Raw genomic sequence first — 25,433 nt, forward strand, 5'->3', positions numbered from 1 at the left:
TGAGACGACGAAAAACTCTCTCTATTCGTGACTTCACAGTTGAAACTCCCCCCCATGCTGGATCAGACTCCCATCCACATGGCAGCTAAGAAAGACAAGAAACTTACCCCAATGATGGCTCAATATATGGCCATGCGTCGTTCTCTACCAGACGACGTTGTTCTTTTTTTCCGCTTAGGTGACTTTTATGAAATGTTCTTCGAAGATGCACAACGTGCAGCCTCGACTCTCAATATAGCTCTCACCAAGCGCCACGATGTACCAATGTGTGGATTCCCATACCACGCTGCTCAAGGCTATATAGCCAAACTCGTCAGAGCCGGAATTCGAGTGGCCATCGGAGAGCAAACCTCGACACCAGTCCAAGGACAATTAGTTGAGCGTGAGATTTCCCAAATCATTTCTGCAGGAACTGTCGATGACATCAACTTGCTAGACGGTGCTCGTCACAATTATTTAGCCAGTATTTGCTGTATAGGGAAACGCTACGGACTAGCCTGTGCCGACCACAGTACTGGTGAATTCACGGTCTCAGAATTTTCAGATAAAATGCAGCTTGAAGACGAGCTCAAGCGCCTTTCACCATCAGAGATCATCATTCCAGATGACCAAATCAGTCAATTAGGAGATGTCGCCCACTGTATGCCCTACGACGGTTACGCCTACATCCCCGAGCAAGCTCAGCACCAGCTAAAAGAACAATTCAAAGTCCAGTCATTCGACGGCTTCGGTTGCTCAGAAATGACCGCAGCCACATCTGCCGCTGGAGCTATCCTACATTACCTAATCTACCAGCTCAGACGCTCCTGCGACCACCTACTGAAACTCTCGGTACGCGATAACAATGAGTTCGTCATGATCGACTCAGCGTCCCAGAACAACCTAGATCTGGTAGAATCTCGCTCAGGCAAAAAGCACACATTGCTGCACGCCCTCGATCGGACGGCCACTCCGATGGGAGCACGCAAACTGCGCGACTGGATCCTCCACCCACTACGTGACCTAGAATCTATCGTCGCTAGACAAGATCTCATTGCAGCCTTCCTCGAACAACCCTACCTGCTCAACCAATGCCGTGATTCGCTCAAGCAAATTCGCGACATCGAGCGCACCACAGGGAGGCTTTCACAAGGAAGTGGCTCGCCAAGAGACCTGCAATCTCTGGGGCTGTCGTTGGCTCAGATACCAACACTCAAAGAAGATCTACAAGCAGTCGCCTCCAGTACTCCTCTGGCGAACCAATTGCTTGCTAATATTCACAACTTTGATGACCTAGTTGAGCTGTTGGAACGTGCTCTCGTTGACGAGCCTCCAGCGAAGCTGACCGATGGCGGAATTATCCGCGACGGCTATTGCCCACCACTAGATGAGTTCCGCTCAGCCTCGCGCGATGGCAAACAATGGATAGCTAGGCTTCAAGAATCCGAAAGGAAACGCAGCGGGATCGACAGCCTGAAGATAAAATTCAATAACGTCTTCGGCTATTTCATCGAGGTGACTAAAGCCAAAGCTGAGTTCGTCCCAGATGACTACCTACGGAAACAAACCATGGCCAACGCGGAGCGCTTCATCACTCCAGGGCTAAAGGAAGTAGAAAGCAAAGTACTCGGTGCTGAAGAACGTTCTAAACAACTCGAAGCCGAAGAATTTTCTAAGCTTAGAGCCCAAATTGCAAAACATCTAGATGAACTGCAACAAACCGCCGATGCGCTAGCCTCCCTCGACGTTCTCCTCGGCCTAGCGGAAACGGCTCAGCTATTCCAGCACTCGCGGCCCATCCTCGATGAATCGCGTAAACTCAGTATTCTAGAAGGTCGTCATCCAGTTCTCGAACAAACTTTAGTCGATGAAAAATTTGTACCTAACGACACACTGCTCAATCATGAAGATTCCCGCCTAGTCATCCTAACAGGCCCTAACATGGCAGGTAAATCTACCTACATCCGCCAAGTAGCCCTCATCACTCTGATCGCACAGATCGGTGCCTATGTACCAGCGGAGTCCGCACACATTGGTCTAGTCGACCGAATCTTCTGCCGCGTCGGAGCCTCTGATGACATATCCCGAGGCCAGTCCACATTTATGGTAGAGATGAACGAAACCTCGCTCATCATCAATAACGCCACAAATAAATCCCTAGTCATCCTCGATGAAATTGGCAGAGGAACTGCCACATTTGATGGCCTTTCTATCGCGTGGTCAGTCGCCGAGCACCTACACGACACGCTAGAATCCCGCACTCTCTTCGCCACCCATTACCACGAACTTACCGACCTAGCGAACACACGCAAAGCAGTGGAAAACTACAATGTTGCGGTGCGCGAGTGGAATGACGAAATCATCTTCTTGCGCAAGATCCTCCCAGGATCTGCGGATAAATCCTACGGTATTCAAGTCGCTAAGCTAGCAGGACTGCCAGATTCCATCGTCAACCGCGCTAAAGATATTCTTTCTCATCTAGAAATGAATTCCTCCAAGCCTGAAGCTAAGGGTAAGCCAAAAGCCAAAAATACCAAAGCTACTATGCCCGAGTCTAACTCCCCTCAAATGGATCTATTCGGTTAGATCCCAAAGCTCGCTTTCACAGCATTTCTCTTTAGCCCTAATTCCCGCCACTCATTGGTCAGGCGGGATGCCTCGATGACTCCACAACCGGAAGGCACAGCAACGGTCTCTCCTTTCCAATAGGCTCCCCGGATAGTCACGACCGCATGAAATTCACCATGGTCGTAAACACCAAAAGGCGCACCAAAATGTACCGGTGCGTGCAGCCTATTTCGCCAATCATGCAGTAATTTCAGAGTTTCTGCAGTTCTAGGCAGTGGACCCAGAGCTGGAGTTGGGTGCATCTTTCTCAGTAAGAAATCGATGCTGTGATCGCCGTACATGAAGATTTCAATTGGAGTATGGAAATGGACTAAATTTCCAAGATCCATAATTTGCCGATCGCTACGTTTTACCATCCCAATGTCTGAGAGGTTGGCTACTAATGTTTGGGCCACATACTCATGCTCTCGAATTTCTTTCTCGTCGAAAGCAAAGATGCTGCGTTCATCAGATCGAGCAGTCCCTGCCAATGCCATGGTCTTGAATCTCCCTTTACGTAAATGGAATAACAACTCCGGTGTGTAACCGCAAAATCCATCATCGCCGTCAACCCATGCGTATGAATAAAAATTTTCTCCAGCGTGGTGAAGGTCTCGTAATAAACCTAACATATCGCCCTTAGCCAACTTTCCAAACTCAGTCGCCACCGGCACAGACTTCTCAACGACTCCACGGTGAATGGCTTCATTGATCTCACTGAAAACTCCAGTGAAACCATCAGGTAGAAGCTCTTGCCACTCAATGCTGGGTTTCTTGAATTGAGCGAAATCTGACGCACTTAGCTCAAAGACCTCTTGTGGAACCTTCCATGGGCGGGCTTCATCTAGAGCAAAATTATTCTTATAAAAAGCGACTCCGGTATGTGGACATTCTTCGAGCTCCTTGAAAGGTCCAACACCCACTAAGGTTTTCCCCTTAGGTGTTTTTAGAATCGCATAGCTGTGCTTGTTGCCGCTCATAGTAAGAATCTCACTAACCAAATGCCTGCATGAAGCCGACTTCCAGAGCTAGTGGCTCGCTGACATTAGTATCTAACATGTCGCCTAATTTCTCAAGCGCCTCCATCCGCCGCAACAAGGACTCTAGTGAATCGCTCTCAGCTACGGATTTTGTTACCGCTGAATGCGCAGGATAGTCGAGACTCTCCACTCCACATTTTTGCCGGACAACATCTCCCAACCATGTGATCATAACATCTAAAAACTGCCCTCGCTCCAGAAGGTACTCGCTCTCGGTAAGGGCCTTGTAGTAGTTCTCGCGCTGCTTTAACCAATCTCCCTCAGTGGTTTGTTTGTAATGTAGCACTTCCTCTTTTTGTGCCGCATCATTGGCTTTACTTATGGTCAATTTCCGGCGGTCTAGAACTTTAGAAAAGGCAGCCTTGAGGGTGAGAGCGCGTCCGACAGAACCAAATCCAGCTTTGCCGATCTTACCCAAAACTTCGAGTAATTCCGCCTCCCCTTCGTATGGCTCACGTTTAGCGCTCGTCATTAGTTTAAGCTGTACACAGCGTGAGAGTATCGTTGGTAAAAGCCGGTCTGGGTTGCTGGTAATCAATAACAATAGACAATTTGTCGGAGGTTCTTCCAAAGTCTTTAGAAAGGCATTCTCAGCTTCGACACCCATGCGGTCGGCCTCTAACACTACTCCAACTTTCCACTTATCCTTTTCGGAGGCTTGGTACATGGATTTTTCAAGCGCACGCATCTGCTTCACAGAAATTCTACGCGACTTCATCTCGGGTCTCACGACTCGCACCAGATCGCCTTCTAGTTCATCGATCGTCTGGGGCTCTGGATCTGGTGCGCCGCCAAATAAATCAAGACCAGCTGTGGCATCATGGGCACCATTGACCATCTCAATCATTCGAGAAGTCAGTCTTTCACCTCCAGCCTGGGCTTCACCTGTGATCAAAAAAGCATGCCCCAATCGCTCGCGCTCATGGGCTGACTTCACTAACTCAAATGCCTTATCTTCGGTGTACGCCATAGTCTGCGGCTATGCTCAATGGAACCTCAAAAATAACAATAGAAAAACAGACTTATCCAATTTTTACGGCAGCAGCCAGAGAGTTGGATCGAGTTGATCCTTAGCCCGCTGCTTTAAATCCTCAGCCTTCAGCGGGTCATGAAGAACCGCTATCATGGTGGATCCTGAGCCACTCATCATTGCCGCGGCCACCTCCTGTTGCTGTAACAACCACATCTTCATCTCCGCTAGAAAGCGATGCTTCTGAAAAACGGGACGTTCTAAGTCGTTGCAAAACTCAGCCCACGACATCGACTGCGCGGCATAATGGACTCCTGAAATTTCTTCTGAGGTGAGCCAATTTTTATAGGCTGCTGGCGTACTCACACCAAAACTAGGCTTAAGCAATAAGGCATCTAAGAGATACGGCCACTCGATGGGTTGCACAATTTCCCCACGGCCGGAGCAATCACAGACGCTATCGTAGACAAAGAATGGCACATCACTACCGATTTCTCCTGCCCACTCAGCTAGAACATCCACACTCAGATTAGTGCCCTCTAGTTGATTGAGAGCTCGTAGTGTGGCAGCAGCATCGCTACTGCCCCCACCAAGGCCGGCTCCATGTGGCACGAGCTTCTCTAACTGCACACGGAAAGCGCACGCCTTGCCAGTTTCTCTTTGAAAAATGCGGACAGCCATGGTGACGAGATTCGACTCATCTAGAGGAACTCCTGCTTGATCGCATTCTAAACTGTATTCCTCGGACGGAGTAAATGTCAGTTGATCAGCCAAACTGATAGGAGCCATACGGGTCTCCAAAGCGTGGAATCCATCTTCCCTTTTCCCCAATATCTTTAGATTCAGATTTATCTTTGCTCGGGCTATTTCTCTATGCTCACTCATCGCTTGGTGTATTACTTATGCTTCGATTCCCAACAGCGCAAGCATTCTACCTGTCGCTCCTTGTTCAATGCGATAGGAATAATACTTTTTAAGGTTCGAGCTAGTGCAAATTCCACAGTCGAAATACTTCTTCACTCCCGCGTCCACTAGTGTCTTCCTGATTTTAGCAGCGAAATCACAATCGTAGGCGGGCGGGCGAATACATGGAGCTAGGACGGCAATCACATCAGATGGTATTGTGCCGTATTCCTCAGCCATTTTATCCAAAGCGACCCGCGTAATTTTAGCATCAGTTCCCTTCTTCCCTGAATGCACCAGTCCGATGGCCTTGTTCTTTTCGTCAATTAAGTAAACTGCCCCGCAGTCAGCTACATAAATCGCCAGCAGAACTCTTGGGATATTCGTTATCAAGCCGTCTACTGCCGGAACCATACTCCCTTGGCAGTCTCGGACCACAGCGACTCCCCCTCCATGGACCTGCTCGGCTCTGCAAGTGTTTTCCCAAGTAAACCCAAGCTTCTCAATCTCACTTTCATGAAATGGCAGCAAGCGAGCTATGGTAGCATCACGATCAGTATCGACTGCAACCTCTGCTATTCGCCCAATGAAGGCCGCTTGGAATCCATCAATCGCTAATGGCTCTAGAAAATTTTCAGTCACATCCATAGACTAACTACACCACCACCAAAATCACTTTCAAAATCACTTTTTTAGGCAATTCTTGTGCAGCCGTCTCCTCGCTCCAATCTTAACATAATGCCCCATGTTGAATGAATGCTAACAAAGGTAAACCTAGTCGCATGGTGTATGAATCACAAATCTCCATAAAAACAAAAGCCCGCTACCTATTACAGTAGCGGGCTTTTCGTATCGATAAACGAATGGCAGACCGGGAGGGATTCGAACCCTCGATACCATCACTGGTATACTCCCTTAGCAGGGGAGCGCTTTCGACCACTCAGCCACCGGTCCAGTGATTCGTTTGTCGAAGTGCAGGAAAGAACCATATAGAAGAGGTCTCGTCAATACTTCAGCGTAAAAAAAATAATCGCATTTTTATAAGCGATTCTTGAGTCCTTGCCTCAATGACGTAAGCTCCAAAGCATATGAGATCTCGCATCATTCTTCTGCTCATTTCACTATCAATGATTTGCAACAATTCCTGTACTAGTGGGGCGCTTGAAACAGCTGAACCTGAACCGAAAAATGACGTCCTGGTTGCTAGAATCTCATCAGTTTATCCTAAGCAAAATTATATGCTGGTTCAGAAATACCGTAGAATCAACACCGAAATAGACGCCATTTTCTACTCGCGCGGAACTGACGGTAGTGTCAACGCTCTCAAAATGACCGGCCAAAAGCTAGGACAGTTCTATGTAGCAGATCTCAGCAATGGCAACTACACGGTAAACGATCCTGTATTCATGCGTGATCTTCGTAACTCTTCCGAAGTCGATGCAAATGAAACAACTACAACTCTACTAAAGAGCGGAATAGAATTTGAAATAAATGAAAATTAGCTCCCAATTTCACTCATTTTACTAAATATTTTAAAAAAGCTTACAATTTCTGTTTTGTTTTTTAAAAAATAATGTTAGTATTTATTCTACGTTCGAGAGTCACTCTCGTAGACCAAATCCAAACTACACAATATCGTCTCCTATGAACACATCCTCCAACATGAACACAGGTTCCAGCCGAGCTGAAGCAGAGCGCCTAGCTGATTTTGTTCTGTTCACCCAACGTTCCTGCATACTGAACCTATCTTCAGAACTCAACCGTGGTAAGATTTCATTCCCGCAGTTTTTCCTGATGGCTTATCTTTCAAGTGAGGACTACCTCACGATGTCAGACATTGCTAAAAAGATGGGCCACTCCACTGCTGCTGCAACTGGATTAGTGGATCGCCTAGAGAAGCTTGATTATGTTGAGCGTGTCCACGCTGCAGAAGATCGTCGCAAGATCATGGTACGTATTACGAGCAAAGGGACTGAGCTCGTAGCGCTGATGCGTGGTGAAATAGCAACTAGCCTCGCTGATACAATGGCTGAAATGGATGAAGAGGAAGCTGATACCATTCGCCACGCTCAAATGATTATCAATCGGTAAATTGATCAGGCCTAGAGCCTAAATGCTTTTTTAACGCGCAGTCGCAAGCTGTGCGTTTTTTAGTTTACTGAGTCTTAGATTTTAGCTGACACTACAGGCTAACAACAGGAATCGCCATCACAGCAATCACTTGATGCCGTCGTTAGTTTATAATCTTGGCCTTTGGTCTCACGAGGATGACGCTCAGCAGTACGTGAGCAATCAAAAGGTTCGGCATCAGCCAAAGGCACCTCTTCGATGGGGTCTACAAGAGTAAAACTGTCACAATAAGGAGGCCTTTTGTAGAGATTGTAGGTCTTTTCACATACGGCATAACGTTTTCCTCGCTCCATTGCATGGCCATCGTCATCGAGTACTTTCTTGAATGGTCCATTATAGACCACCGCTTGGTTGCGCTCCAGACAGGGACCTTCTTTCCCCTTCCATGCCTGCACGGTAACTGAGCGAAACTCAATCCCCTCGACAGTTTGCCATGGATTACTCTCAAATTTTACGAATTCGACACCATAAAAACCAGCGTCTTCAAACGCTTTAAGAAATCCCTCTTCGGTCATCGCCCCTGATATGCAACCACTCCAAAGCTGAGCATCCTTTTGGAGGTGGAGAGGAACTTCTTCGTCAGCCACAATGTCGGAGATAACTGCACGTCCACCCTTCTTGAGCACCCGGTATATTTCTTGAAACATTTGCTCTTTCAGCTCTGGCTCAACAAGGTTTAGAACACAGTTCGAAACTACCACATTGACACTGTTGTCCTCCACTAGCGGCTTCTTTTCGCGAATGCCTTGTTCTACCGCTGCTAGTGCCATCCAGGCGTTTGCATCAGTTACTGGATTTTCTGAGAGGTGCTCTTCAAGCAATTTTAAATCTAAAGCGAGGTCTTGAATGCGGCCCTTGCGGAATTCAACATTAGAATAACCAATGGCATCAGCAATGATTGGGGCATTACGCTCGGCGACCTCTAACATATCATCAGTCATATCAACACCAATGACCTTACCCTGTTCACCCACGACTTGAGCGGCTATGAAACAAATTTTTCCAGTACCACTCCCAAGATCCAATACTGTTTCTCCAGGCTTGAGCCATTTCGAGGGATCTCCGCAGCCATAATCTTTTTCGATCACTTCTTGCGGAATTACTTTTAAATATTTCGGGTCATAGTCAACTGGGCAACACAATGCAGCCTCAGCTTGATTCGCGGCAGCAGCATAGCGGGCCTTGACGGCTGATTCGGTCTTCATAATGGGTTCTTAATTAAACAATTATTAGTCACAGTAAAGTGAATAAAAATTACGCAACTTAGAAGCTACGCATGATTGGAATCCATTAATTCGGATGGTTAGAATAACTTCATCATGTCTTTTTTCTTTGCCTTGGTAAGGATCATGTAGGTCTTTTCCCCTTCACGCCAATGCGCTACGTTAAACTGAGTCACATCACACCCATAGCAACTTTTGAGTGAAATACTCTTCATCGATGAGAGTCCATCAGCGTCAGATAGACTGGCTGAATCAACGACGATTAAGTGCACCATACCCATACCTTCTTTCTCAAAACAGAGTAATGAAATGGGTTGCCCGCTATCAAGGTACATATCACAGGCACCTACTAGCTTAGCTTCTGCTAGTCCAACGGGGAGCTGGGAAGGAACTGGATGGTCCTTTGTATCTAAGAACTGCATTGCTGCGTTAGCGCAATCTAGGTCAGTGTTAAGCTTGATCTGACTTGGTGATTTCAGTTTCACAGCCATTTGATGTACAGCTGAATGTACTGCTACGCGCTGGACCGATGAATGGCCTATCATTGGGCTAGGTATTGCCGTGTGATCGCTTGCCAAAACACCTTGATTTGATTGAATAAGACCCGGCTGGTTCATTGTGACCAAAGCCCCAACAGCCACAGCGGCTGCAACTGCAGTAACAGAGAGCCATCGCCAAACCTTGATTTCAGTCACCTTGCTATTTTCAAGATTCGCGGCACCTTGTTCCATTTGCATGGCGGCAAGAATTTGGTCGCGTAGCCCCTCTGGCGGAGCAATCGAAGTCATTCCGCCTGTGAATAAACCGTCTAAATCAGCATCCACAGCTTCACTATTTCCATCATAGGCAAGGACTGCTAATATCTCGTCACGCAAGCCATCTGGAATAGGTAAATAATTTAAAGCCTGAGCAAAGGCAGCGTCAGTAGCCCTCTCGTGAGCTAACCATTCGCCTAGCTCACGGTTTTCAGCTGCTAGTTTCAGAGCGTCCGCAAACTCAGGTAAGTGCGCATCTGCTCCATCTGGTCTAAAACTACTCAGTAAGAATTTTGCCTGTGTTTTATCCATTTTGTCTCACCTTTCCTTCAATGTTTATAATTTTACCTTCTGCGTCGTCTCGCATTTTAGTACGTAATTGCTCTTTGCCGCGAGAGATCCGCGACATCACAGTACCAATAGGCACATCGAGAATTGCTGCAATTTCTTTATAGCTATGCTGTTGGAGGAAAAAGAGTGCGAGCGGGGCTCGGAATGTCTCATCCAATTGCTGTAGCAGCTCCACAGCTCGCTTGCCGTCCAAGCCCCTGCTTGTATCAGGCTCATGTGAATGCAAATGATAATCGACTTCTTCAAGCTCAATTTCAGGGAAACGATTCGACCTTCTAGCGTGCCCTAGGTGTTCACGGTAGAGAGTTGTAAATAACCAGGTCTTCGCTTTGCTTCTATCTTTCAGCTGATGGCCTTTTTGCGCCCAGATACAAAAGGTTTGCTGCACTAAGTCAGCAGCACGATCAGGACTCTTTGCCAACGAATAGGCAAAGCGATAGAGCGGCTGGTAGTGTTGGTCTACTAAATCTTGAAATTCACTCATACTTTCTAAGGTTAAGAGTATTCCAAGCACACATCTATTCCATCAGAATCAACTATTTCCCATGAATCGTTGATAAGCCCATAAGATTACCTTTGAAGTCGGCTTAAGGCACATAGAATGTATGAGTCTTATCTGGATCTTCCGGATCTCTCACCAGCAAGCCTGAGGCCAGCCCACGAACATCCACTATGGTCCCAGTATACGGATTAAGCACAAATCCTGGTCGACTCTCTAAAGGCTTCGCTATGGGAGGCGTCAGAGCCTTCGGCTTCGGATCCAGAGTAACATCAGTTGGCTCTATTATTGGTGGATGAACCGTCACAGGATCTGGACTCGATCCTAGAACACCCCAATCACATGAAGTCAAGCAGAGTGACACGCCGGCGAGTGCAGTAACCAGCACTGAGTCCTTTATCTTATGTTTCAACATGCTTCTTTTGTAGCATATAAGAGTCGGAGGTCAATTTAAATTGCTAGATAACCAGCACTTAGGGCGCTAAGAAAAATGAATAAGCAGTTTACGAAATGGAGAAGATCCCTTACCCAATGGCATGGCAACTGTTCACGTAAACCTAGGTAATCGCAGCTATGACGTTTTGTGTGATTATGGATTATTGCAAAGTACAGCAAAAATCATCAGAGAAGCGGGCTTGCAAGGAAAGGCCGCCATCATCACTGACAGCAACGTCGCTCCACACTATTTAGCAGCCGTGACCTCTCAGCTGGAATCTGAAGGATACAGCACAAGCTCACATATTGTTACCGCTGGCGAAGCCTCCAAGTCGTTGATTAACTTAGAAACACTCTGCCGTGAAATGACTCAGCAGGGCCACGACCGTTCATCCTATGTCATCGCCCTTGGTGGAGGAGTAGTCGGCGACCTCGCGGGCTTTGTTGCTTCTGTATTTTATAGAGGGATTCCCTTCGTTCAAATTCCTACTACTATCGTCTCGCTTGTTGACTCATCGGTTGGAGCAAAACCGGAGTAAACATCGCCGAAGGAAAAAATCTTGTTGGAGCATTTCACCAACCTCAACTGGTCATCGCAGATCCGGCCACGCTGGCAACACTGCCAGGGAGAGAATACCGCGAAGGTTATGCTGAAGCGATCAAGCATGCCGCCATACGTGATGCTGCGATGTTTGATCAACTAGAGTCATTGTCGTCTCAGGACCAGTCCCCACCAGCCGAACTGATTGCTCGCAATATTGCGATCAAAGCACGCGTTGTTGAAGAAGATGAACAAGAAACATCTGGCACAAGAGCTCTCCTCAATTTTGGACACACCATCGGCCATGGTATCGAAGCATCAGTCGCCTATGGCACATTCCTCCACGGTGAGGCAATCTCGCTAGGGATTAGAGCAGCTCTCATTCTCTCAGAAGAATACTCCAGCCTCAGCCAGCAAGACTCCCAGCGCGTGCTAGATCTACTCAAAGCTTATCAGCTCCCTTTAACTCTTGATTCAAGCATCAAAACTGAAGTTGTGCTTGAGAAAATGAAGCGCGACAAAAAATTCTCCGGAGGCTCGATCAATTTCGTCCTGTTAAGCAAACTAGGTTCAGCTTTTGTCTCTAAAGAAGTTACTTGGGATTCAATCGAAAGTACGATTGAGGCATTACGAGAGGTTTAAAAGTCCGCCTCTACAAACTATTTTTTAATCATCACCAACCAATTCATTACATTAATTGGTGGTAAATCTGCTATCTCCTCAATTGGTTTAAGGTCCGCAAATGTCTGAGCCGCAGATGCACCACCGTTCGTGTCTTTGAGCTCAAGAATATTTACCTCACCTGTTCCCGTATTCAAACTGCCCATGCTGCCTGTGAGTGAGACTGAACGAAACTGATCACCTAATCCGTATCCAATTGTTGGCGCAAAAACTGAAAGTGGCGGGTAATCTTCTCCCCCACCCGTTATGGGCTCCTGGTTTAGATCCTCTAAAATTTGAAGTGTGTAATTAGTCACGATTGAAAAACCGTCGGAAAAATCAGTCAAATCATCACAATCCCTAAGTATCACTACGAGGGGACTTAAATCAACAGTCGGGGCTAGAGGTCGATCAATTACTGATGTGTCTTTGTAATTAGCATTGATCGCAATTGAATGGTAATTTTTGACATCAAAGACATTGCCCCCATCTGAGGTCGTAATCCAATCAGCAAGCTTTCCTAAATGGATCGCTACACCTTGAATCCCAGAAGAATCCTCAAGAATAAAAGGGAAATCATCGTAGCCATCATCGGCTACACCGGGCCAAGCGACTCCAGAGGTGAAATCGCTATCAGCAGCATTGAAAATAACGACCTCGTATGTATCTGTACTAAAGCGTAAGGCCGTTGGAATGCCTGCTTTAACCTCAATAACATCCAGCTTCATCTTACATTGATGGCTTCCGCAAGAATAGGTGTACCATTCCTCCGTAGCGTCACCATTCATATCAGAGGTCGCAAACCTATCAAAGAAGTTGAAGCCTGAATTTATTGGTAAAAACAGTGTTCTGGCATAATCTGATGCCTTCGAAATTGGGTAGAATGTAGCATTCGCATTTTCGTGTGTGGTCCGAGCTCCAGAAGCATCAACAGTATATTCACCAACTGTAGCCCCTGTTAAGTCAGCGCCTTGTGTCGTGGAAACTCCATCAATATTTCCATGACTCATCGTCGCTTTCTTAGCATAAACAATTCCTTTTATCGTTATATTGTTAGCGTTGCCTGCATCGTAATTCCCAGTACCTATTTGACCGATATTGGTAAATGCTGAAGAACTGATAGCCAACTGAGCCGGGATTTCGTAAATATCCAAGTCATAGTGATCAGTCAAAAGGCCTGAACTTAGACCCGCGGCAGCTATCTCTGAGGCACGTTCATGCACATTGATCGTCCATGAGTTTTTTTTAGCTATGAATGTCTTTGCTCCTGTTATCGAATTTACAGAGTAGTAGCCAAAATGAATATCTGGATAACTTATTTTTGTGAAAGCAACCGCATTTCCCGATAATACTGGTGTCGGAGCAGCAGTCACACTAGCCACGTAATTGGCTACGTTAAAGGTTCCTGTCTTGTTTCCTGTATTGCCGTTCTTATAAGTGCTCGGAAATTCCATGCCTGTTTCATCGGCTGAACTCCTTGCTGTCCCAAGCTTAGATACACTGCTCGCTAAATCGAATAAGCCTGACGCTCCACCGAAATTGGCGTTGGCATTATTAATCATGGTATTAGCGACGGTGACAGGTGCTATCGTGACAACAGATCTCAAAAACGCTTGTTTTCTAGCATCATAGTCGACTTGAAGTTGTACTTTTTTTTGCGCCTCTAGAGACCGGATTGAGCCTCGATACATGATTCCCATGATCGCGAGTAAGAAGCTGCCGATGACAACCACACTAAGTATAGTAATCAGTCCCGACCTCTGGCGGTTTTTAAATAAGTTAGTTTTCATAATGCTGGTGTTGCTGCATAAGTTACTTGTCCTCCGTAAGGACCGGTCAAAGTGAACTGGAGAGTGTTCCCCACTGTGTTGAAGTTAGCCGCTGAGAGTCCACTAGCTATGTTCCAAGCAGCGCCTCCATCGTACGAGTATTGTAGACTGCTAGTACCAGCGTTGTAGCTGATCACACCGTACAAAGTTGTTCCATTATTTTGCACGAAACCAAGCTGCATCGAAGTTGCTCCCGCATTAGTGACTGTTCTAAACGTATCGGCCTTTGCGAAAAGGCGGACTACTATATTATTAGCGAGCGGAGCCTCTTCAGCGATAAACCTTTGAGTATTCCACCAGGTATAGAATTGGACTTGCTGTGAGAGCATACTCACTAGAGTGCTCGCGATCAGCACGACTAGCACTAATACTACAGACAACTCAATCAAAGTGTACCCTTTGCGCCTTTTAGGTATTATAAATAGTTTCATTTTCTTACTGGGAGCGGATTACAGAACGAGTTTTCACATAGGTGTCATTCCCCACAGTATATACTACATGAGTTTGCAGTTCATAGCAATTGACCCCCGTGTCTGCTAACGAAAGCGCTTGGCCTGCAGCATCTTGTTCAAAGTCAGCAGCAGTCGCGGAGTTAACGATTGTAGTACCGCTGACTTGAGGAATAATTCTCACGCGGTAGACTGTAGCCGTGTAGTCTCGGCCATTATTCGGTCCTGCGGTAAATCCCGGCATCTTACCCATCGGTGTGCCATTAAGTACAACGGCATTAGCTAAGACCGCTGTAGATGTGGTCCCTGCCCCCCATCCTGTGGTGACACCACTCGTGTCAGAGCCTGCAGCGATATCATCAAAATCAAGACTATTCATCAAGGCTACTTCTTGGGATAAATAAGCATCCACCAAGTTCGTCTTCATCGTCCAAGTCCGAGGCCTTAGGATATTGAAAGAAGCGTCCATGAGGACAATTGCAATCGCCACGAGAACAAATAAAGAAATTGTCGTCTCAACCAAAAAACTCCCTCGTCGTTGATTTGCTATGGGGGATGCTTTTGCTGCTCTTTTCATCGGCAGCGGTGATTCTAACAGTGTTTTATACATGACTCTATTTCATTGATTATGTCTTTCATCTAAACACAAAAAAGCGTGGAGACAATCCTAAACTTGGTTTCAGGCGGGCGATTACGCTTGGATTTCTTCTCCCCCCACATGGAATCCAATCATTCGTCGGGGAGCCTCCACCTCTTCTTCCTCTAGTTTCCGAGTGTAGCAAAGGAGACCTGCAGACTGGCTTGGTGAGAAATAAACATACATGGTGCGCCATCTATAGCGCCCTCGATAACGACACTGGAGTGACCATCTTCACCAATGGTCAAAACCTCAACCACATCTCCAGTGGGAAGAAAAGTCAGCACCACTGGAACTTCATCCTCAGCGACTCCCTCACGCCATTTTGCAACTCTATGAGCGAGTCGCCTAATGAACTCGCCAGCAGACTCAAAGCGATGCTCACGTTCTTTTGGCATGGAAGCCAAAATGTCATGCATTTCGGGCAACCCATTGGATGCTCCCGGCAGGCTTAAGTATGGTTTACGGATGGTCGCATCCCCAGGTTATTTCAACATGAGGATAACCTAGCACGACTTAGACGTGCTTTTCAATCATAGCATAAGCATTATGATTGTGGATCGACTCAAAATTTTCAGCCTCCACTTTGTACCATACGATATTTTCTTGTGCATTTGCTTTGCCCGCGATGTTGCGCACAAGATCTTCCACAAAAACTGGATTCTCGTAGGCTTTCTCGGTGACAAATTTTTCATCAGGACGTTTAAGCAAGCTGTAGAGTTCACAACTTGCACATGACTCAACTAGGTCGATCAAGTCTTCCACCCAAACCGGTTGTTTAGCTCTCACAGCAAAGGTAACGAGACCTCGCTGATTGTGCGCGCCGTATTCACTGATTGCTTTAGAACACGGGCAGAGAGTTGCCACTGGTACCATTACTGTGCAGATGAAATCAGAGTCACCATTGGAGCAGGCCTCTACTTCAAAGCGAATATTGTAATCTAACACTCCGCCTTTGCCCGTGACAGGGGCTGCCTTAGTACGGAAGAATGGGAATTCGAATTCCACGTGTGCTCTAGAAGCATCGAGACGACCAAGCAACTCTTCAGGCACCTTTTTCATTTCGCGGACATCGAGACAATTGCCGTGGCTGTTTAACACCTCCACGAATCGGCTCATATGCGTTCCCTTAAAGTGCTCAGGAAGATCTACGGCAAGAGCTGTAATTGCGACCGTGCGCTGGCTTCCTCCTTCTTTTTCGCGAACTTCGACAGGAAAGCGCAGAGCTTTGACCCCTACACGATCAATCGCTATATTGCGATCATCACGTTCGTTTTGTGTATCCGTCAGTGGTTGGATCCGAGCTGGCATAGAAAATGACGTACTTAGTGAATTTTGAGATACTAAGCGAGCTAGTCCAGATAAGGCCGGACTAGCTCGTGAAAATCATTAATTTGGTATCAATACCCTTGCCTCCTTACGGAAGAAGGTTGCAGGAACGTGCGCGCTTAATTTCGCGGGTGATCTTGCGGTGGAGCTTAGCAGAAACGCCAGTCACACGACGCGGAAGGATCTTGCCTGTCTCAGATGTAAACTTGGAAAGGATCGCAGTGTTCTTGTAATCAATCTGCTCAGCAGGAAGATCAATACGACGACGAGTCATGCAACGGTTTGCTTTACGGAAAGCAATACGGCGCTCGATTGTTTTTGGTTCAGTAGACATGTTATATAAAATTAATTATTTAAATAATGTAGATTAGCTGTTAGCGGAGCCACGGTGAATAGTACGGCGGCGGAGCGCTGGATTGTACTTCTTCTTCTCAAGCCGACCTGGTGTATTCAGGCTCTTCTTGTTTCGTGTGGATGTGTAGCGTGAAGGTGATTTTCCTTCTGCGCGTGCTTCTGTGCACTCTAGGGTGATGATATCGCGTGACATGGTCTTAAATATTTGAAATCGGGAGGCGGAAACTACCGAATTACAGGCTACCGTCAAGTCAAACCGCTCCTTTTTTACAGATTCTCATCATTAGGGAGCCTCCGGCAACTAGTGTTGGTGGCGCTGGAAAGGATCTCAAGCTAGGCAAGCCACGACGATAGATCGGATAGATATCCGTAATTGAGGGGCAACGACGCCTTGCGGAGATAACCTTTTCAGCCCGAAGGGAGCCTTCTCAGCGAAACCGAGTTCTACTCGCAAATCACAAGAAATAAATACAACAACGGCACCGGCCCGGTAGTTGCTTGAGATTCTCGTTGAAAACAAAAAATGCCCGCAAGACAGAGTCGTCTCACAGGCATTCAATTTATTTAAAACACTTATAAAGTGTGAGTCAGACCAGCGAAACCTACTTCATCTGAACGTCGAAAGCGATTTTTACCGTGGCTATCTTCCCACTTTTCTTGGCATTTCACAGTCAAACGACAAAAAGGAATCGCCTCGAGACGCTCTTTCGGAATTTTCTCACTAGACATCTCACAGATGCCATAGCCACCACTCTTAACGCGGCACAGAGCCTGTTCAATCTCGTAAAGAGCATCCTGTTCCTTCGAGAGGATGTTTAGCGCTAAATCACGATCATAAGCATCACTACCGGCATCTCCTTGATGCATCCCCGAGCCAGTAGCCTCACTCCCCTCAGGATGATTCCTGAGAGTGTCTTGGGCTTTATCCGTGGTGGTATCTACTAGTTCGTCTCGAAGATCGAGAAGGCGCTGGTATTGCTTCTTAATAAATACGGTGAGTTTGACTGGCTTAACTGGGGCTTTCTTTATTGGTTTTTTCACTGAGCCTTTATTAATAGATGATTTGGGAGGACTTTTTTTAGCTGGGGGTTTCTCTGATGCTGCCTTTTTTGTGACTTTCTTGGAGGCCTTTTTACTCGTTTGCTTCACGAGAGTCTTTGCTCCCTTTATCGCGATTTTTTTTGTGGACGCTTTTTTCTTCACCACTTTCGCAGGCTGCTTCTTTGCTACATTCTTAGGAGCCTTTTTCTTCGCTTTCTTAACGGGTGCTTTAGCTACCTTTTTTACCACTTTATTTGCCTTCTTCTTAGCTGGAGATTTCTTAATCACCTTTTGGGTGGTCTTCTTGCGGGCAGCTTTTTTGGTGCCTTTTTTCGTCACACTTTTCTTCCCAGCCTTTTTGATCGTTTTCTTGACTGGCGCCTTAGCTACCTTCTTCGTCACTTTTTTAGCCTGCTTCTTGGCTGGCTTCTTTGTGGCCTTTTTAACCACTTTATTTGCCTTCTTCTTAGCTGGAGATTTCTTGATCACCTTTTTGGTGGCCTTCTTGCTAGCAGCTTTTTTGGTGACTTTTTTCGTCACACTTTTTTTCCCAGCCTTTTTGACCGCTTTCTTTAACACCTTTTTAGGAGGCGATTTTTTTGCGACTTTTTAGTCGGTGATTTTTTTACTGAGGATTTATTAGTCACCTTTTTTGCGACTTTCTTCGACTGTTTCTTTTTGGCTGCCATAGAGTTAGGTAGTTTTATTTAGTTAGATTACTAAGACGTAAATCTAAAATACTGAGAGATTTAACACTACTGGCTTAAAGCAAATGGACGCCATGGCAAGAAAAAACGACTCTATGACACTCTAGAGAAACCCTTATGCGCTCAAGATTTGACAGCTGCCACCTAACACGCCAGTGTCCTTCCATGACTTGGAATGATCACTTTCTAAAACTCTTTCGCCGCTGCAACGAAGCCTATCGAGGAGGTAACACTGACTACGAATCTTACTACACGGAGGACGATATCAGCTTCCTCCAATCTATCGGATACAAGCCACGTGAACTCTTCGACTTCGTCGAGGATCTAGCAGACGCAGGAGAGCCCACCGAATCAACAGCACTCCTCATCGCTGCCGTACGCCGTGACTACCTCAATGTCATGCAGCAAGGTATCCTCAGCGAGCACGAGATCACAGCTGGCGCTCTACCTGCGAAGAATCAGGAGTTTGACGGCATCGCCTACCTACCCGCATCATAAGTAAAGCTGAGCACAAGCTCCGCGGTGAGCTCGACCCTAACATCATGTTTAGCTGTGGTGGCGACCGCAACTTTCTCCGCAGCCATGGCGAGATCCACCCAGCCGATTTCCTGCGTCACGTGTGGGCTGCTGATGGAGACATCCAGATGGTAGCTGACTTTGTTAAATCTCAAACGGCATAATTGACTCATGGCAAAAGACTACACAGGCGAGCAAATTCTCGTCATCACCCGCGAACTACTTGACTCACTAGGTTCCTTTCAAGGGCTCAACACGGACGTCGACAAGTACCTCCCAACCATTCTAGACCCTAAGAATAACTTCTTCATGGATCGTGGTGCTGCGGAAGAGGACCCAACGCACAAGCAACTCATCCCTTACGTGTTGATCCGTCTCAATGGACAGTTCGTCCATTATTCCCGCGGTAAGGCTGGCGGCGAAGCTCGCCTGCACGCTAAGCGCTCCATGGGTATCGGTGGCCACATCAACCCGGAAGATAAGCGCGAAGATCACCTTGGCTATGAAACCTACATGGCGGGTGTTGAGCGCGAAATCGCTGAAGAAGTAGTCATCGATGGCAGCTACACTCAGAAAATCGTCGGCTTACTTAACGATGACACGAACGAAGTGGGTAAAGTCCACCTCGGAGTGGTTCACCTTTTCGACATCGACGGCACTGAGGTAAAGTCAAACGAAGACGCCATTGCCGATCTCCAACTCAGCAGCGTAGCTGAGCTAAAAGGTGAGTTCCACGAACGACTCGAAACTTGGTCACAGTTTTGCGCAGATCACCTCAGCGAACTCTAGAAGTGTGACGGCGGTTTCAAACCGCCTAGTCAGCGGATCATAAGGTTTGGCGGTTAGAAGCCACCACTATATTCACAAAAAGGGCGGACACCATCATGGTGCCCGCCCTTTTTATTTTTCGCGAAGTTAGAAACTAAGCATCCATCACTTCACGTTTTTGATTTAAAAATTGAATACCCCGACGTCTGTACGGCTTTGCATCCCATCGAATGTAACCTTCTCAAGCTGTTTGTATGCGGCATCCACAGCTGACTTGCGGTCGTCTCCACCAGCCACTACAGCCAGCACCCGCCCGCCATTAGTCTCCCACTGGCCGTCGGCATTTTTGCGAGTTCCCGCATGGTACACACGAGCACCTTCTACATCGCCGAAGCCAGTGATCACGTCACCACTACGGGATGTCTCAGGATAACCTGCTGAGGCACGCACCAGACAAACTGACCAACCTTCGCTGAAATTAAGCAGCTCGGGATTGAGCTCACCTTTGGCACCGTCGAAACAAAACTGGGTGAGATCACCACCGACGATTGGCATCACTGCCTGGCACTCTGGATCACCGAATCGGCAATTGTACTCGATAATTTTTGGACCGTCTTTTGTGATCATCAAGCCAAAGTAAATGAAACCGCGGTATGGAAGGCCATCTTTCACGAGACCATCCACAGTCGGTTTGACGATCTCTCTGTCGATTTGAGCAAGCAGCTCTTTGCTCACAAGTTGGCGCGAAGCCACAGCTCCCATGCCACCAGTGTTAGGACCTAGGTCGCCATCGAGTGCCCGCTTGTAGTCACGTGCAGGCGTGAAGATGAGATACTTATCGTCCACAACGGCCGCAAAGACTGAAACCTCAGGGCCGATGAGACATTCTTCCACCAGAAGGCGGCCTGCACCGAAACGGCGCTCCACCATCACGTCATTTAAAAATTCCTCAGCGGTCGCTTCATCTGGACAAACGGCCACACCTTTACCAGCGGCAAGACCATCGAACTTCAGCACCGTTGGATACACGCCATTGATAGCGACACGCGCTTCGTCAATGTCAGCACAACCAGCAGCAGCACCCGTTGGGATGTCGTGGCGCAACATGAATTCCTTAGCAAACTCTTTAGACGCCTCGAGCTGGGCCGATTGGAAATGTGGCCCCCAACATGGGATTTCTTCTATTTCGCAAAGGTTAGCAAGTCCTTCGCCAGTCACCAGGTAACTTTCCTCACCGGCAACACAGAGTTCGATGTCATTCCCCTTCATCCATGCGATGAGGCTCTCGAGCCCATCCACATCAACAAGTGTCGCAATCTCAGCTATCGCATCACTTCCTGGGAAGCTATAAAGCTCAGTCGCTGTTGGTGATTCGCTGAATGCTGTCAGAAGCGCATGTTCGCGTCCGCCTTTTCCTACAACCAAAATTTTCATATCTGAAGGGAGATAAAACTAGACCACCGCAATCTCCAAGAGCGAAGTTTGACTTTCACTCTCTAACATCCTAAATCATCGCATGTCTTTTGTAAAAAAATGCCCTTTTCTCGCTCCCTCAATCCTAGAAGAGACCATAACGTCACTCTTCTCAACAATGAAGTCATCAATGATGCCGTCCTCAACGCCGAGTTTTTTTCTAAAATTTCACTCAATCGGGGCTGGACAACCTTCAAGAAGGTGAAGAGATAGCGCATGGAATCAATCCTCGCTTCCCATACAAAATAAAGATGGTTTCCATCAAGCCTGTCGAGCCTGTAGTAAAACCTGCAGAGTGAGTTAGCTACCCTCCTCCCTCACATTTCTAGCGGGATTTGCTGGACAATTGGTGTAAAGTGGCAAAAACACCCATCGTGAGCCTTAAACCACAAGCACTTCCCAGCCTCCTAGGATACACCTTGGATGACCTTTCCGCCCTTCTCAAAGACGAGTACGGCCAGCCAGCCTATCGCGTAAAGCAAGCGCTGGAGTGGATCTATAAGCACCGTGCTGGAAGTATTGATGAAATGCTCAACCTCCCGGCGGAACTGCGCGACACGCTGAAGGAAAACTTCCGCTACAAGCCACTCGAGTGCGTTCGTGTACAAGGTTCCGAGGACACCACTCGCAAATTTCTGTTTAAGCTGCACGATGGCCGCTACGTCGAGACAGTTCTCATCCCCGCCTCACCGGCACTTTACGGCGACAAATCAGATCGCCACACAGCCTGTGTTTCATCTCAAGTTGGCTGCGCCTATGGCTGTAAGTTCTGCGCCTCTGGGCTCGATGGCTTTGCCCGCAACCTCACTGCTGACGAGATCGTTGGTCAGTTGATGGCGGTAGAAGAAATTGCGGGCCGCAAGATCAACAACATCGTTTTCATGGGAATGGGCGAACCTCTCGCCAACCTCAAAAACCTCAACCAAGCTCTTGACATCATCACTGCTGATTGGGGCATGCATATTGGCGCACGCCATATCACGATTTCCACCTCGGGTCTCGCGCCGATGATCAAGAAGCTTGCCGACCGGCCACAGCAGATCCGACTCGCCATCTCGCTCCACGGAGCGACCAACGACACGCGCGACAAGATCATGCCTGTCAACTCAAAGTGGCCGATCGAAGAACTCTTCGAGGCCCTTCACTACTACAAGAGCAAGAGTAAGAAGCGCATCACCTTTGAGTACATTCTCATCAAGGACATCAACGATGACCTCGCGCAGGCTAAGATTCTAGCCAAGCGCGCCAAATCACTTGGAGCCCTCGTCAACCTGATTCCCTACAACACAGTTGAAGGGCTCGAGTGGGAACGCCCATCGGAAGAGCATTGCTACAAATTCCGCGATATTGTCCGTAACAACGATGTTACTACCACTCTCCGAATCGAGAAGGGTGGCGACATCGATGCAGCCTGTGGTCAACTCCGCCTCCAGCAAGAGACGGCAGATGGAATCATTGAGGCGAAGAACTAGGGAGGTGGAGCCTCTTAGTGTTTTACGTTGTTAGGTGGTTACGTTTTTACCTTAAGCATGATGGGATCATCTCCCAGTGAGGTTTCATTACACAGACTAAGCTCTAATTGTAGAATATGTTCTGGATTTACTGACGAAGACAAACGGCACGATCTTTTTTTACTCATCTCATAAAAAATGGGCGCCTATAAAAAGCCGTCAATGTTTCGACAGAGTCCAACGCCGCAGCCTTTCAACAAAGCTCATGCACAATTCTTGCCAGCTCCTTCTTTTTTTCCAGAACCTCTGTCCAAACCCTTGTTTTCGATCAGATTTTTCTCAAGTAGACTCTCGCACAATTTTCGGGTTGCCTTCAGCTCCAGCCTTTTAAGTTCGGACTCTTTCGGCTTTGTCCGGGCTTGTTCGCCTTTTCTAAACTAGGATGTAGTTATTCAACGGCTTCAGGATGCGCTCATAGGTGAAATTTCTTATTGCAAACGAATCTCAACTGCATTAGTGATCTAAGTGATGAAGCTCTTCCGACGTGCCACCGATATCCAAACTGACAGTGCAATGACACTGGCTCAGGCGAGTGTTGGGTGCTCTCTACGCATCAACTCCATCAAAGGTGCCGCGTGTGACCGCCTACGCAGTATGGGTTTTTGTGAATCCATGGAAGTCAAAAAGCTCAGTAACGGCCACAATATGCTCTGCACGGTATGTGGCACTAAATTGGCGCTCAACAAGAAGCTCGCAGCGCAGATTCTTGTCTGCCCAGTCTAAACAGACTTCCCTTATTTTTTATGTCTTCTCCATCTGAGCAACACCTAGTTGCACTCGTCGGGAACCCAAACTCTGGTAAAACCACCCTTTTCAACGCTCTCACGGGTGAAAACCAAAAGGTCGGCAACTACTCAGGTGTGACGGTCTCGCGTAAGTCTGGCAGTTTCCGTACACCCCATGGCCGCAAGATCGAATTAGTCGACCTCCCTGGCTGTTACTCGCTCAATGCGCAGTCACCTGACGAAAAGGTCACGCGCGATTTCCTTATCGGCGAACAAGATGACGAAACATTTCCCGACATCAGCGTCTGTGTGCTCGATGCCTCAGCTCTTGAGCGTCATCTATTGCTGGCGATGGAAGTGATCGAACTGGGCCGCCCAGTGGTGATCGCTCTGAACATGGTAGACCTCGCGGAGTCACGTGGAATCCACCTAGACCCGACTATCCTTTCGGAGGAGCTAGGCGTCCCCGTTGTGCCCGTTCAGGCAAATAAAAACAAAGGCACGCTGGAGCTCAAGCAGGCACTCCGCCTCCCCCTCCCAGCAATCGATTACCCCAAGTGGGAAGTCTCTGGATCTGAGGCAGAACGCCTCGCCGCACGGACGCATTTCATCCAAACAATTTGTGGTGAAGCTGCCCGCCGTGAAAACGACGGCACACTGACGCTCACCGACAAGTTAGACAGCTTTTTACTGCACTCGTTCACCGGGTGGGCTGCGTTGATAGCTATCATGTTAGGCGTTTTCTGGACGATCTTCTCGCTCTCCTCCTATCCGATGGATTTTATCGACGAGAGCTTTGGCTCCATAGGTCAATGGGCTGCAAATACGCTACCTGAGGGAGATTTCAATAACCTGATAGTCAATGGAGTAATCGCTGGCATTGGAGGCACTTTGATCTTCCTGCCACAGATTGTTCTCTTGTTTTTGTTCATCGCTCTGATGGAGGCCAGTGGCTACATGGCACGCGCCGCCTTTTTGATGGATAGGGTGATGAACCTGGTGGGTCTTTCTGGTAAAGCTTTCCTCCCGCTACTTTCTTCACACGCCTGCGCCATCCCCGGCATCATGGCAACCCGCACCATAGATAGCGCGAAGGAACGACTCATTACTATATTGATTGCTCCCTGGATGTCCTGTTCGGCACGTCTTCCAGTGTACTTTCTTCTCATCGCTATGTTGCTGCCTCAAGCGAGTTCGCTGCAGCAGGCTGGGTTTATGTTAGGTGTCTATAGCCTAGGCATCGTCACAGCTCTCATTGCGGCACGAATCCTCAAAGGACGGCTAGCCGAAGATGCCACTCCGAGCCATTTCATGCTAGAGCTTCCACCATATAGACTCCCGCAGTTAGGCTATCTCCTGCGCCATATATGGGATCGCGCATGGGCATTTTTGAAGAGAGCTGGCACGATTATCTTAGCACTTTCTATCATCCTTTGGGCCCTACAAACTTACCCAAAACCAGCTAAAGGAAGTCTTGCTTCCGAGGATAAATCACTCGCGCTCGAGCAATCCTTGATGGGTCAAATTGGCCACACTATTGAGCCGATTTTCAAGCCACTCGGCTTCGACTGGCGCACCTCCACCTCGGTCCTCACTTCCTTCGCCGCTCGTGAAGTATTTGTGAGTTCGCTTAAAATCACCTACAGCATCAGCGAGGACATCGAGGAAGAGGAACAAGACAAACTGCTGCGTGAAGCATTGGCGGAATCTACCTGGCCAGACGGCAGCAAGATCTACACCCCTCTCACGCTGCTAAGCCTCCTCATCTTCTTCGTCTACGCCCTGCAATGCCTTCCCACCACAGCTGTGGTGGCACGTGAGACAAATTCCTACAATTGGGCGGTCGGTCAACTTGTCGGTATGTCGCTCTTTGCCTATCTAGCAGCCCTTGCAGTTTTCCAAATCGGGACTTTGTTAGGGTTCTAGAGAACTCCTTTATCTTATGCCATCCACCCAGACCATCCTCGCCCTCTGCTCTGTCGCGCTCGCCGTGGCGGCGCT

The 25,433-nt window shown here is 47.7% G+C and carries 27 protein-coding genes, 1 tRNA gene and 1 pseudogene; 11 read left to right on the forward strand and 18 right to left on the reverse strand.

What is annotated here, in order from left to right; genetic code table 11:
• The first annotated feature begins 54 nt into the window (after window positions 1–54).
• A complete protein-coding gene (mutS, locus tag BSZ32_RS02930; RefSeq protein ID WP_240610549.1) occupies window positions 55–2,565 on the forward strand; it encodes a DNA mismatch repair protein MutS in 2,511 nt (836 codons plus the stop codon).
• On the opposite strand, the gene BSZ32_RS02935 is transcribed toward mutS, so the two are convergent.
• The 5 genes from BSZ32_RS02935 to BSZ32_RS02955 form a co-directional block, all read right to left on the reverse strand.
• The gene (locus BSZ32_RS02935) at window positions 2,562–3,566 is read right to left on the reverse strand and encodes a chorismate-binding protein (protein ID WP_105042037.1); all 1,005 of its coding nucleotides are present in this window, start codon (window positions 3,564–3,566) and stop codon (window positions 2,562–2,564) included. The two genes, mutS and BSZ32_RS02935, sit on opposite strands and share 4 nt — an antisense overlap.
• Before the next feature lie 13 nt (window positions 3,567–3,579).
• Window positions 3,580–4,596 carry a hypothetical protein gene (locus BSZ32_RS02940; protein WP_105042038.1) on the reverse strand — a complete coding sequence of 339 codons (1,017 nt, stop codon included), beginning with the start codon at window positions 4,594–4,596 and terminating at the stop codon, window positions 3,580–3,582.
• A 63-nt stretch (window positions 4,597–4,659) separates the two neighbouring features.
• On the reverse strand, window positions 4,660–5,481 hold the full coding sequence (gene ispE, locus BSZ32_RS02945) for a 4-(cytidine 5'-diphospho)-2-C-methyl-D-erythritol kinase (protein WP_105042039.1): 822 nt from the start codon (window positions 5,479–5,481) through the stop codon (window positions 4,660–4,662).
• 15 nt (window positions 5,482–5,496) lie between these two features.
• A complete protein-coding gene (locus BSZ32_RS02950) occupies window positions 5,497–6,141 on the reverse strand; it encodes a laccase domain-containing protein (RefSeq protein WP_206018702.1) in 645 nt (214 codons plus the stop codon).
• A 222-nt stretch (window positions 6,142–6,363) separates the two neighbouring features.
• Window positions 6,364–6,453: transfer RNA gene (locus BSZ32_RS02955), tRNA-Ser, on the reverse strand.
• A 284-nt stretch (window positions 6,454–6,737) separates the two neighbouring features.
• Between BSZ32_RS02955 and BSZ32_RS18230 the strand changes: the two genes are divergently transcribed.
• Together BSZ32_RS18230 and BSZ32_RS02965 are read left to right on the forward strand one after the other, a co-directional pair.
• A complete protein-coding gene (locus tag BSZ32_RS18230) occupies window positions 6,738–7,001 on the forward strand; it encodes a hypothetical protein (RefSeq protein ID WP_129589563.1) in 264 nt (87 codons plus the stop codon).
• Window positions 7,002–7,143: 142 nt separating this feature from the next.
• Window positions 7,144–7,590: a MarR family winged helix-turn-helix transcriptional regulator gene (locus BSZ32_RS02965; protein ID WP_105042042.1), complete on the forward strand. Its 447-nt coding sequence runs from the start codon at window positions 7,144–7,146 to the stop codon at window positions 7,588–7,590.
• Window positions 7,591–7,688: 98 nt separating this feature from the next.
• Here the strand turns inward: BSZ32_RS02965 and BSZ32_RS02970 are convergent, their stop codons facing one another.
• The 3 genes from BSZ32_RS02970 to BSZ32_RS02980 form a co-directional block, all read right to left on the reverse strand.
• Window positions 7,689–8,834 (reverse strand): methyltransferase domain-containing protein, encoded by a 1,146-nt coding sequence (locus tag BSZ32_RS02970; protein WP_105042043.1) that lies wholly within the window; start codon window positions 8,832–8,834, stop codon window positions 7,689–7,691.
• Between the two features lie 98 nt (window positions 8,835–8,932).
• A complete protein-coding gene (locus BSZ32_RS02975; RefSeq protein WP_105042044.1) occupies window positions 8,933–9,919 on the reverse strand; it encodes a hypothetical protein in 987 nt (328 codons plus the stop codon).
• Entirely contained in the window at window positions 9,912–10,442 is a 531-nt protein-coding gene (locus BSZ32_RS02980) for an RNA polymerase sigma factor (protein ID WP_105042045.1), read from the reverse strand. The genes BSZ32_RS02975 and BSZ32_RS02980 overlap by 8 nt, the downstream gene beginning before the upstream one ends.
• 551 nt (window positions 10,443–10,993) lie before the next feature.
• On the opposite strand from BSZ32_RS02980, the pseudogene BSZ32_RS20505 reads away from it, so the two are divergent.
• Window positions 10,994–11,472, forward strand: a pseudogene (locus tag BSZ32_RS20505) (3-dehydroquinate synthase family protein); the annotation flags it as partial.
• A gap of 108 nt (window positions 11,473–11,580) precedes the next feature.
• Window positions 11,581–12,075 (forward strand): 3-dehydroquinate synthase family protein, encoded by a 495-nt coding sequence (locus BSZ32_RS20510; RefSeq protein ID WP_425500440.1) that lies wholly within the window; start codon window positions 11,581–11,583, stop codon window positions 12,073–12,075.
• A 17-nt stretch (window positions 12,076–12,092) separates the two neighbouring features.
• Here the strand turns inward: BSZ32_RS20510 and BSZ32_RS02990 are convergent, their stop codons facing one another.
• The 8 genes from BSZ32_RS02990 to BSZ32_RS03025 form a co-directional block, all read right to left on the reverse strand.
• A complete protein-coding gene (locus BSZ32_RS02990) occupies window positions 12,093–13,883 on the reverse strand; it encodes a hypothetical protein (protein WP_105042046.1) in 1,791 nt (596 codons plus the stop codon).
• Window positions 13,880–14,353, reverse strand: coding sequence for a prepilin-type N-terminal cleavage/methylation domain-containing protein (locus BSZ32_RS02995; RefSeq protein ID WP_105042047.1), 474 nt, complete (start codon window positions 14,351–14,353; stop codon window positions 13,880–13,882). Before BSZ32_RS02995 ends, BSZ32_RS02990 begins: the two co-directional genes overlap by 4 nt.
• A 4-nt stretch (window positions 14,354–14,357) precedes the next feature.
• Window positions 14,358–14,798, reverse strand: coding sequence for a hypothetical protein (locus tag BSZ32_RS03000; RefSeq protein ID WP_129589564.1), 441 nt, complete (start codon window positions 14,796–14,798; stop codon window positions 14,358–14,360).
• A 335-nt stretch (window positions 14,799–15,133) separates the two neighbouring features.
• Window positions 15,134–15,406, reverse strand: coding sequence for a hypothetical protein (locus BSZ32_RS03005; RefSeq protein WP_129589565.1), 273 nt, complete (start codon window positions 15,404–15,406; stop codon window positions 15,134–15,136).
• 118 nt (window positions 15,407–15,524) lie between these two features.
• Complete coding sequence (folE2, locus tag BSZ32_RS03010; RefSeq protein ID WP_105042050.1) at window positions 15,525–16,319, reverse strand: GTP cyclohydrolase FolE2; 795 nt, start codon at window positions 16,317–16,319, stop codon at window positions 15,525–15,527.
• 106 nt (window positions 16,320–16,425) lie between these two features.
• Window positions 16,426–16,611, reverse strand: a complete 186-nt coding sequence (rpsR, locus tag BSZ32_RS03015) for a 30S ribosomal protein S18 (protein ID WP_206018913.1) — start codon at window positions 16,609–16,611, stop codon at window positions 16,426–16,428.
• 93 nt (window positions 16,612–16,704) lie between these two features.
• Complete coding sequence (gene rpmG / locus BSZ32_RS03020) at window positions 16,705–16,896, reverse strand: 50S ribosomal protein L33 (protein WP_343125950.1); 192 nt, start codon at window positions 16,894–16,896, stop codon at window positions 16,705–16,707.
• A gap of 368 nt (window positions 16,897–17,264) precedes the next feature.
• Window positions 17,265–18,311: a TraR/DksA family transcriptional regulator gene (locus tag BSZ32_RS03025; RefSeq protein WP_105042053.1), complete on the reverse strand. Its 1,047-nt coding sequence runs from the start codon at window positions 18,309–18,311 to the stop codon at window positions 17,265–17,267.
• A gap of 293 nt (window positions 18,312–18,604) precedes the next feature.
• Between BSZ32_RS03025 and BSZ32_RS19590 the strand changes: the two genes are divergently transcribed.
• A complete protein-coding gene (locus BSZ32_RS19590; RefSeq protein ID WP_240610550.1) occupies window positions 18,605–18,937 on the forward strand; it encodes a hypothetical protein in 333 nt (110 codons plus the stop codon).
• Here BSZ32_RS19590 and BSZ32_RS19595 read toward each other — a convergent pair.
• Window positions 18,919–19,128, reverse strand: a complete 210-nt coding sequence (locus BSZ32_RS19595) for a hypothetical protein (RefSeq protein ID WP_240610551.1) — start codon at window positions 19,126–19,128, stop codon at window positions 18,919–18,921. The two genes, BSZ32_RS19590 and BSZ32_RS19595, sit on opposite strands and share 19 nt — an antisense overlap.
• Here BSZ32_RS19595 and BSZ32_RS03035 point away from each other — a divergent pair.
• Window positions 19,127–19,744 carry a hypothetical protein gene (locus tag BSZ32_RS03035; RefSeq protein ID WP_105042054.1) on the forward strand — a complete coding sequence of 206 codons (618 nt, stop codon included), beginning with the start codon at window positions 19,127–19,129 and terminating at the stop codon, window positions 19,742–19,744. The genes BSZ32_RS19595 and BSZ32_RS03035 overlap by 2 nt on opposite strands.
• Before the next feature lie 162 nt (window positions 19,745–19,906).
• Here BSZ32_RS03035 and purD read toward each other — a convergent pair whose 3' ends face one another.
• A complete protein-coding gene (purD, locus tag BSZ32_RS03040) occupies window positions 19,907–21,157 on the reverse strand; it encodes a phosphoribosylamine--glycine ligase (RefSeq protein ID WP_105042055.1) in 1,251 nt (416 codons plus the stop codon).
• Between the two features lie 99 nt (window positions 21,158–21,256).
• Between purD and BSZ32_RS18630 the strand changes: the two genes are divergently transcribed.
• From BSZ32_RS18630 to feoB, 4 genes are all read left to right on the forward strand, one after another.
• Window positions 21,257–21,409, forward strand: coding sequence for a hypothetical protein (locus BSZ32_RS18630; protein ID WP_165788603.1), 153 nt, complete (start codon window positions 21,257–21,259; stop codon window positions 21,407–21,409).
• 161 nt (window positions 21,410–21,570) lie between these two features.
• Entirely contained in the window at window positions 21,571–22,668 is a 1,098-nt protein-coding gene (rlmN, locus tag BSZ32_RS03045) for a dual-specificity RNA methyltransferase RlmN (RefSeq protein ID WP_105044756.1), read from the forward strand.
• Window positions 22,669–23,175: 507 nt separating this feature from the next.
• On the forward strand, window positions 23,176–23,430 hold the full coding sequence (locus BSZ32_RS03050; RefSeq protein ID WP_105042056.1) for a FeoA family protein: 255 nt from the start codon (window positions 23,176–23,178) through the stop codon (window positions 23,428–23,430).
• A gap of 20 nt (window positions 23,431–23,450) precedes the next feature.
• Window positions 23,451–25,358 (forward strand): ferrous iron transport protein B, encoded by a 1,908-nt coding sequence (feoB, locus tag BSZ32_RS03055; RefSeq protein ID WP_105042057.1) that lies wholly within the window; start codon window positions 23,451–23,453, stop codon window positions 25,356–25,358.
• Window positions 25,359–25,433: the final 75 nt, after the last annotated feature.

The sequence above is a fragment of the Rubritalea profundi genome, from assembly GCF_002954445.1.
In the GTDB taxonomy this organism is placed as follows: Bacteria; Verrucomicrobiota; Verrucomicrobiia; order Verrucomicrobiales; family Akkermansiaceae; genus Rubritalea; species Rubritalea profundi.

What these genes read in the sequence shown, in the direction of transcription:
- BSZ32_RS20510 (WP_425500440.1), top strand. Translation starts at nt 11,581, where the DNA reads ATGTTTGATCAACTAGAGTCATTGTCGTCTCAGGACCAGTCCCCACCA.
- purD (WP_105042055.1), bottom strand. Translation starts at nt 21,157, where the DNA reads ATGAAAATTTTGGTTGTAGGAAAAGGCGGACGCGAACATGCGCTTCTG.
- BSZ32_RS18230 (WP_129589563.1), top strand. Translation starts at nt 6,738, where the DNA reads ATGCTGGTTCAGAAATACCGTAGAATCAACACCGAAATAGACGCCATT.
- BSZ32_RS19595 (WP_240610551.1), bottom strand. Translation starts at nt 19,128, where the DNA reads ATGAGTCAATTATGCCGTTTGAGATTTAACAAAGTCAGCTACCATCTG.
- BSZ32_RS02980 (WP_105042045.1), bottom strand. Translation starts at nt 10,442, where the DNA reads ATGAGTGAATTTCAAGATTTAGTAGACCAACACTACCAGCCGCTCTAT.
- BSZ32_RS03035 (WP_105042054.1), top strand. Translation starts at nt 19,127, where the DNA reads ATGGCAAAAGACTACACAGGCGAGCAAATTCTCGTCATCACCCGCGAA.
- BSZ32_RS19590 (WP_240610550.1), top strand. Translation starts at nt 18,605, where the DNA reads ATGACTTGGAATGATCACTTTCTAAAACTCTTTCGCCGCTGCAACGAA.
- BSZ32_RS02970 (WP_105042043.1), bottom strand. Translation starts at nt 8,834, where the DNA reads ATGAAGACCGAATCAGCCGTCAAGGCCCGCTATGCTGCTGCCGCGAAT.
- BSZ32_RS03005 (WP_129589565.1), bottom strand. Translation starts at nt 15,406, where the DNA reads ATGCCAAAAGAACGTGAGCATCGCTTTGAGTCTGCTGGCGAGTTCATT.
- BSZ32_RS03000 (WP_129589564.1), bottom strand. Translation starts at nt 14,798, where the DNA reads ATGAAGACGAACTTGGTGGATGCTTATTTATCCCAAGAAGTAGCCTTG.
- mutS (WP_240610549.1), top strand. Translation starts at nt 55, where the DNA reads ATGCTGGATCAGACTCCCATCCACATGGCAGCTAAGAAAGACAAGAAA.
- ispE (WP_105042039.1), bottom strand. Translation starts at nt 5,481, where the DNA reads ATGAGTGAGCATAGAGAAATAGCCCGAGCAAAGATAAATCTGAATCTA.
- BSZ32_RS02940 (WP_105042038.1), bottom strand. Translation starts at nt 4,596, where the DNA reads ATGGCGTACACCGAAGATAAGGCATTTGAGTTAGTGAAGTCAGCCCAT.
- BSZ32_RS02975 (WP_105042044.1), bottom strand. Translation starts at nt 9,919, where the DNA reads ATGGATAAAACACAGGCAAAATTCTTACTGAGTAGTTTTAGACCAGAT.
- BSZ32_RS02965 (WP_105042042.1), top strand. Translation starts at nt 7,144, where the DNA reads ATGAACACATCCTCCAACATGAACACAGGTTCCAGCCGAGCTGAAGCA.
- feoB (WP_105042057.1), top strand. Translation starts at nt 23,451, where the DNA reads ATGTCTTCTCCATCTGAGCAACACCTAGTTGCACTCGTCGGGAACCCA.
- BSZ32_RS02995 (WP_105042047.1), bottom strand. Translation starts at nt 14,353, where the DNA reads ATGAAACTATTTATAATACCTAAAAGGCGCAAAGGGTACACTTTGATT.
- rpsR (WP_206018913.1), bottom strand. Translation starts at nt 16,611, where the DNA reads ATGACTCGTCGTCGTATTGATCTTCCTGCTGAGCAGATTGATTACAAG.
- BSZ32_RS02990 (WP_105042046.1), bottom strand. Translation starts at nt 13,883, where the DNA reads ATGAAAACTAACTTATTTAAAAACCGCCAGAGGTCGGGACTGATTACT.
- BSZ32_RS02935 (WP_105042037.1), bottom strand. Translation starts at nt 3,566, where the DNA reads ATGAGCGGCAACAAGCACAGCTATGCGATTCTAAAAACACCTAAGGGG.
- BSZ32_RS03050 (WP_105042056.1), top strand. Translation starts at nt 23,176, where the DNA reads ATGAAGCTCTTCCGACGTGCCACCGATATCCAAACTGACAGTGCAATG.
- folE2 (WP_105042050.1), bottom strand. Translation starts at nt 16,319, where the DNA reads ATGCCAGCTCGGATCCAACCACTGACGGATACACAAAACGAACGTGAT.
- BSZ32_RS18630 (WP_165788603.1), top strand. Translation starts at nt 21,257, where the DNA reads ATGCCCTTTTCTCGCTCCCTCAATCCTAGAAGAGACCATAACGTCACT.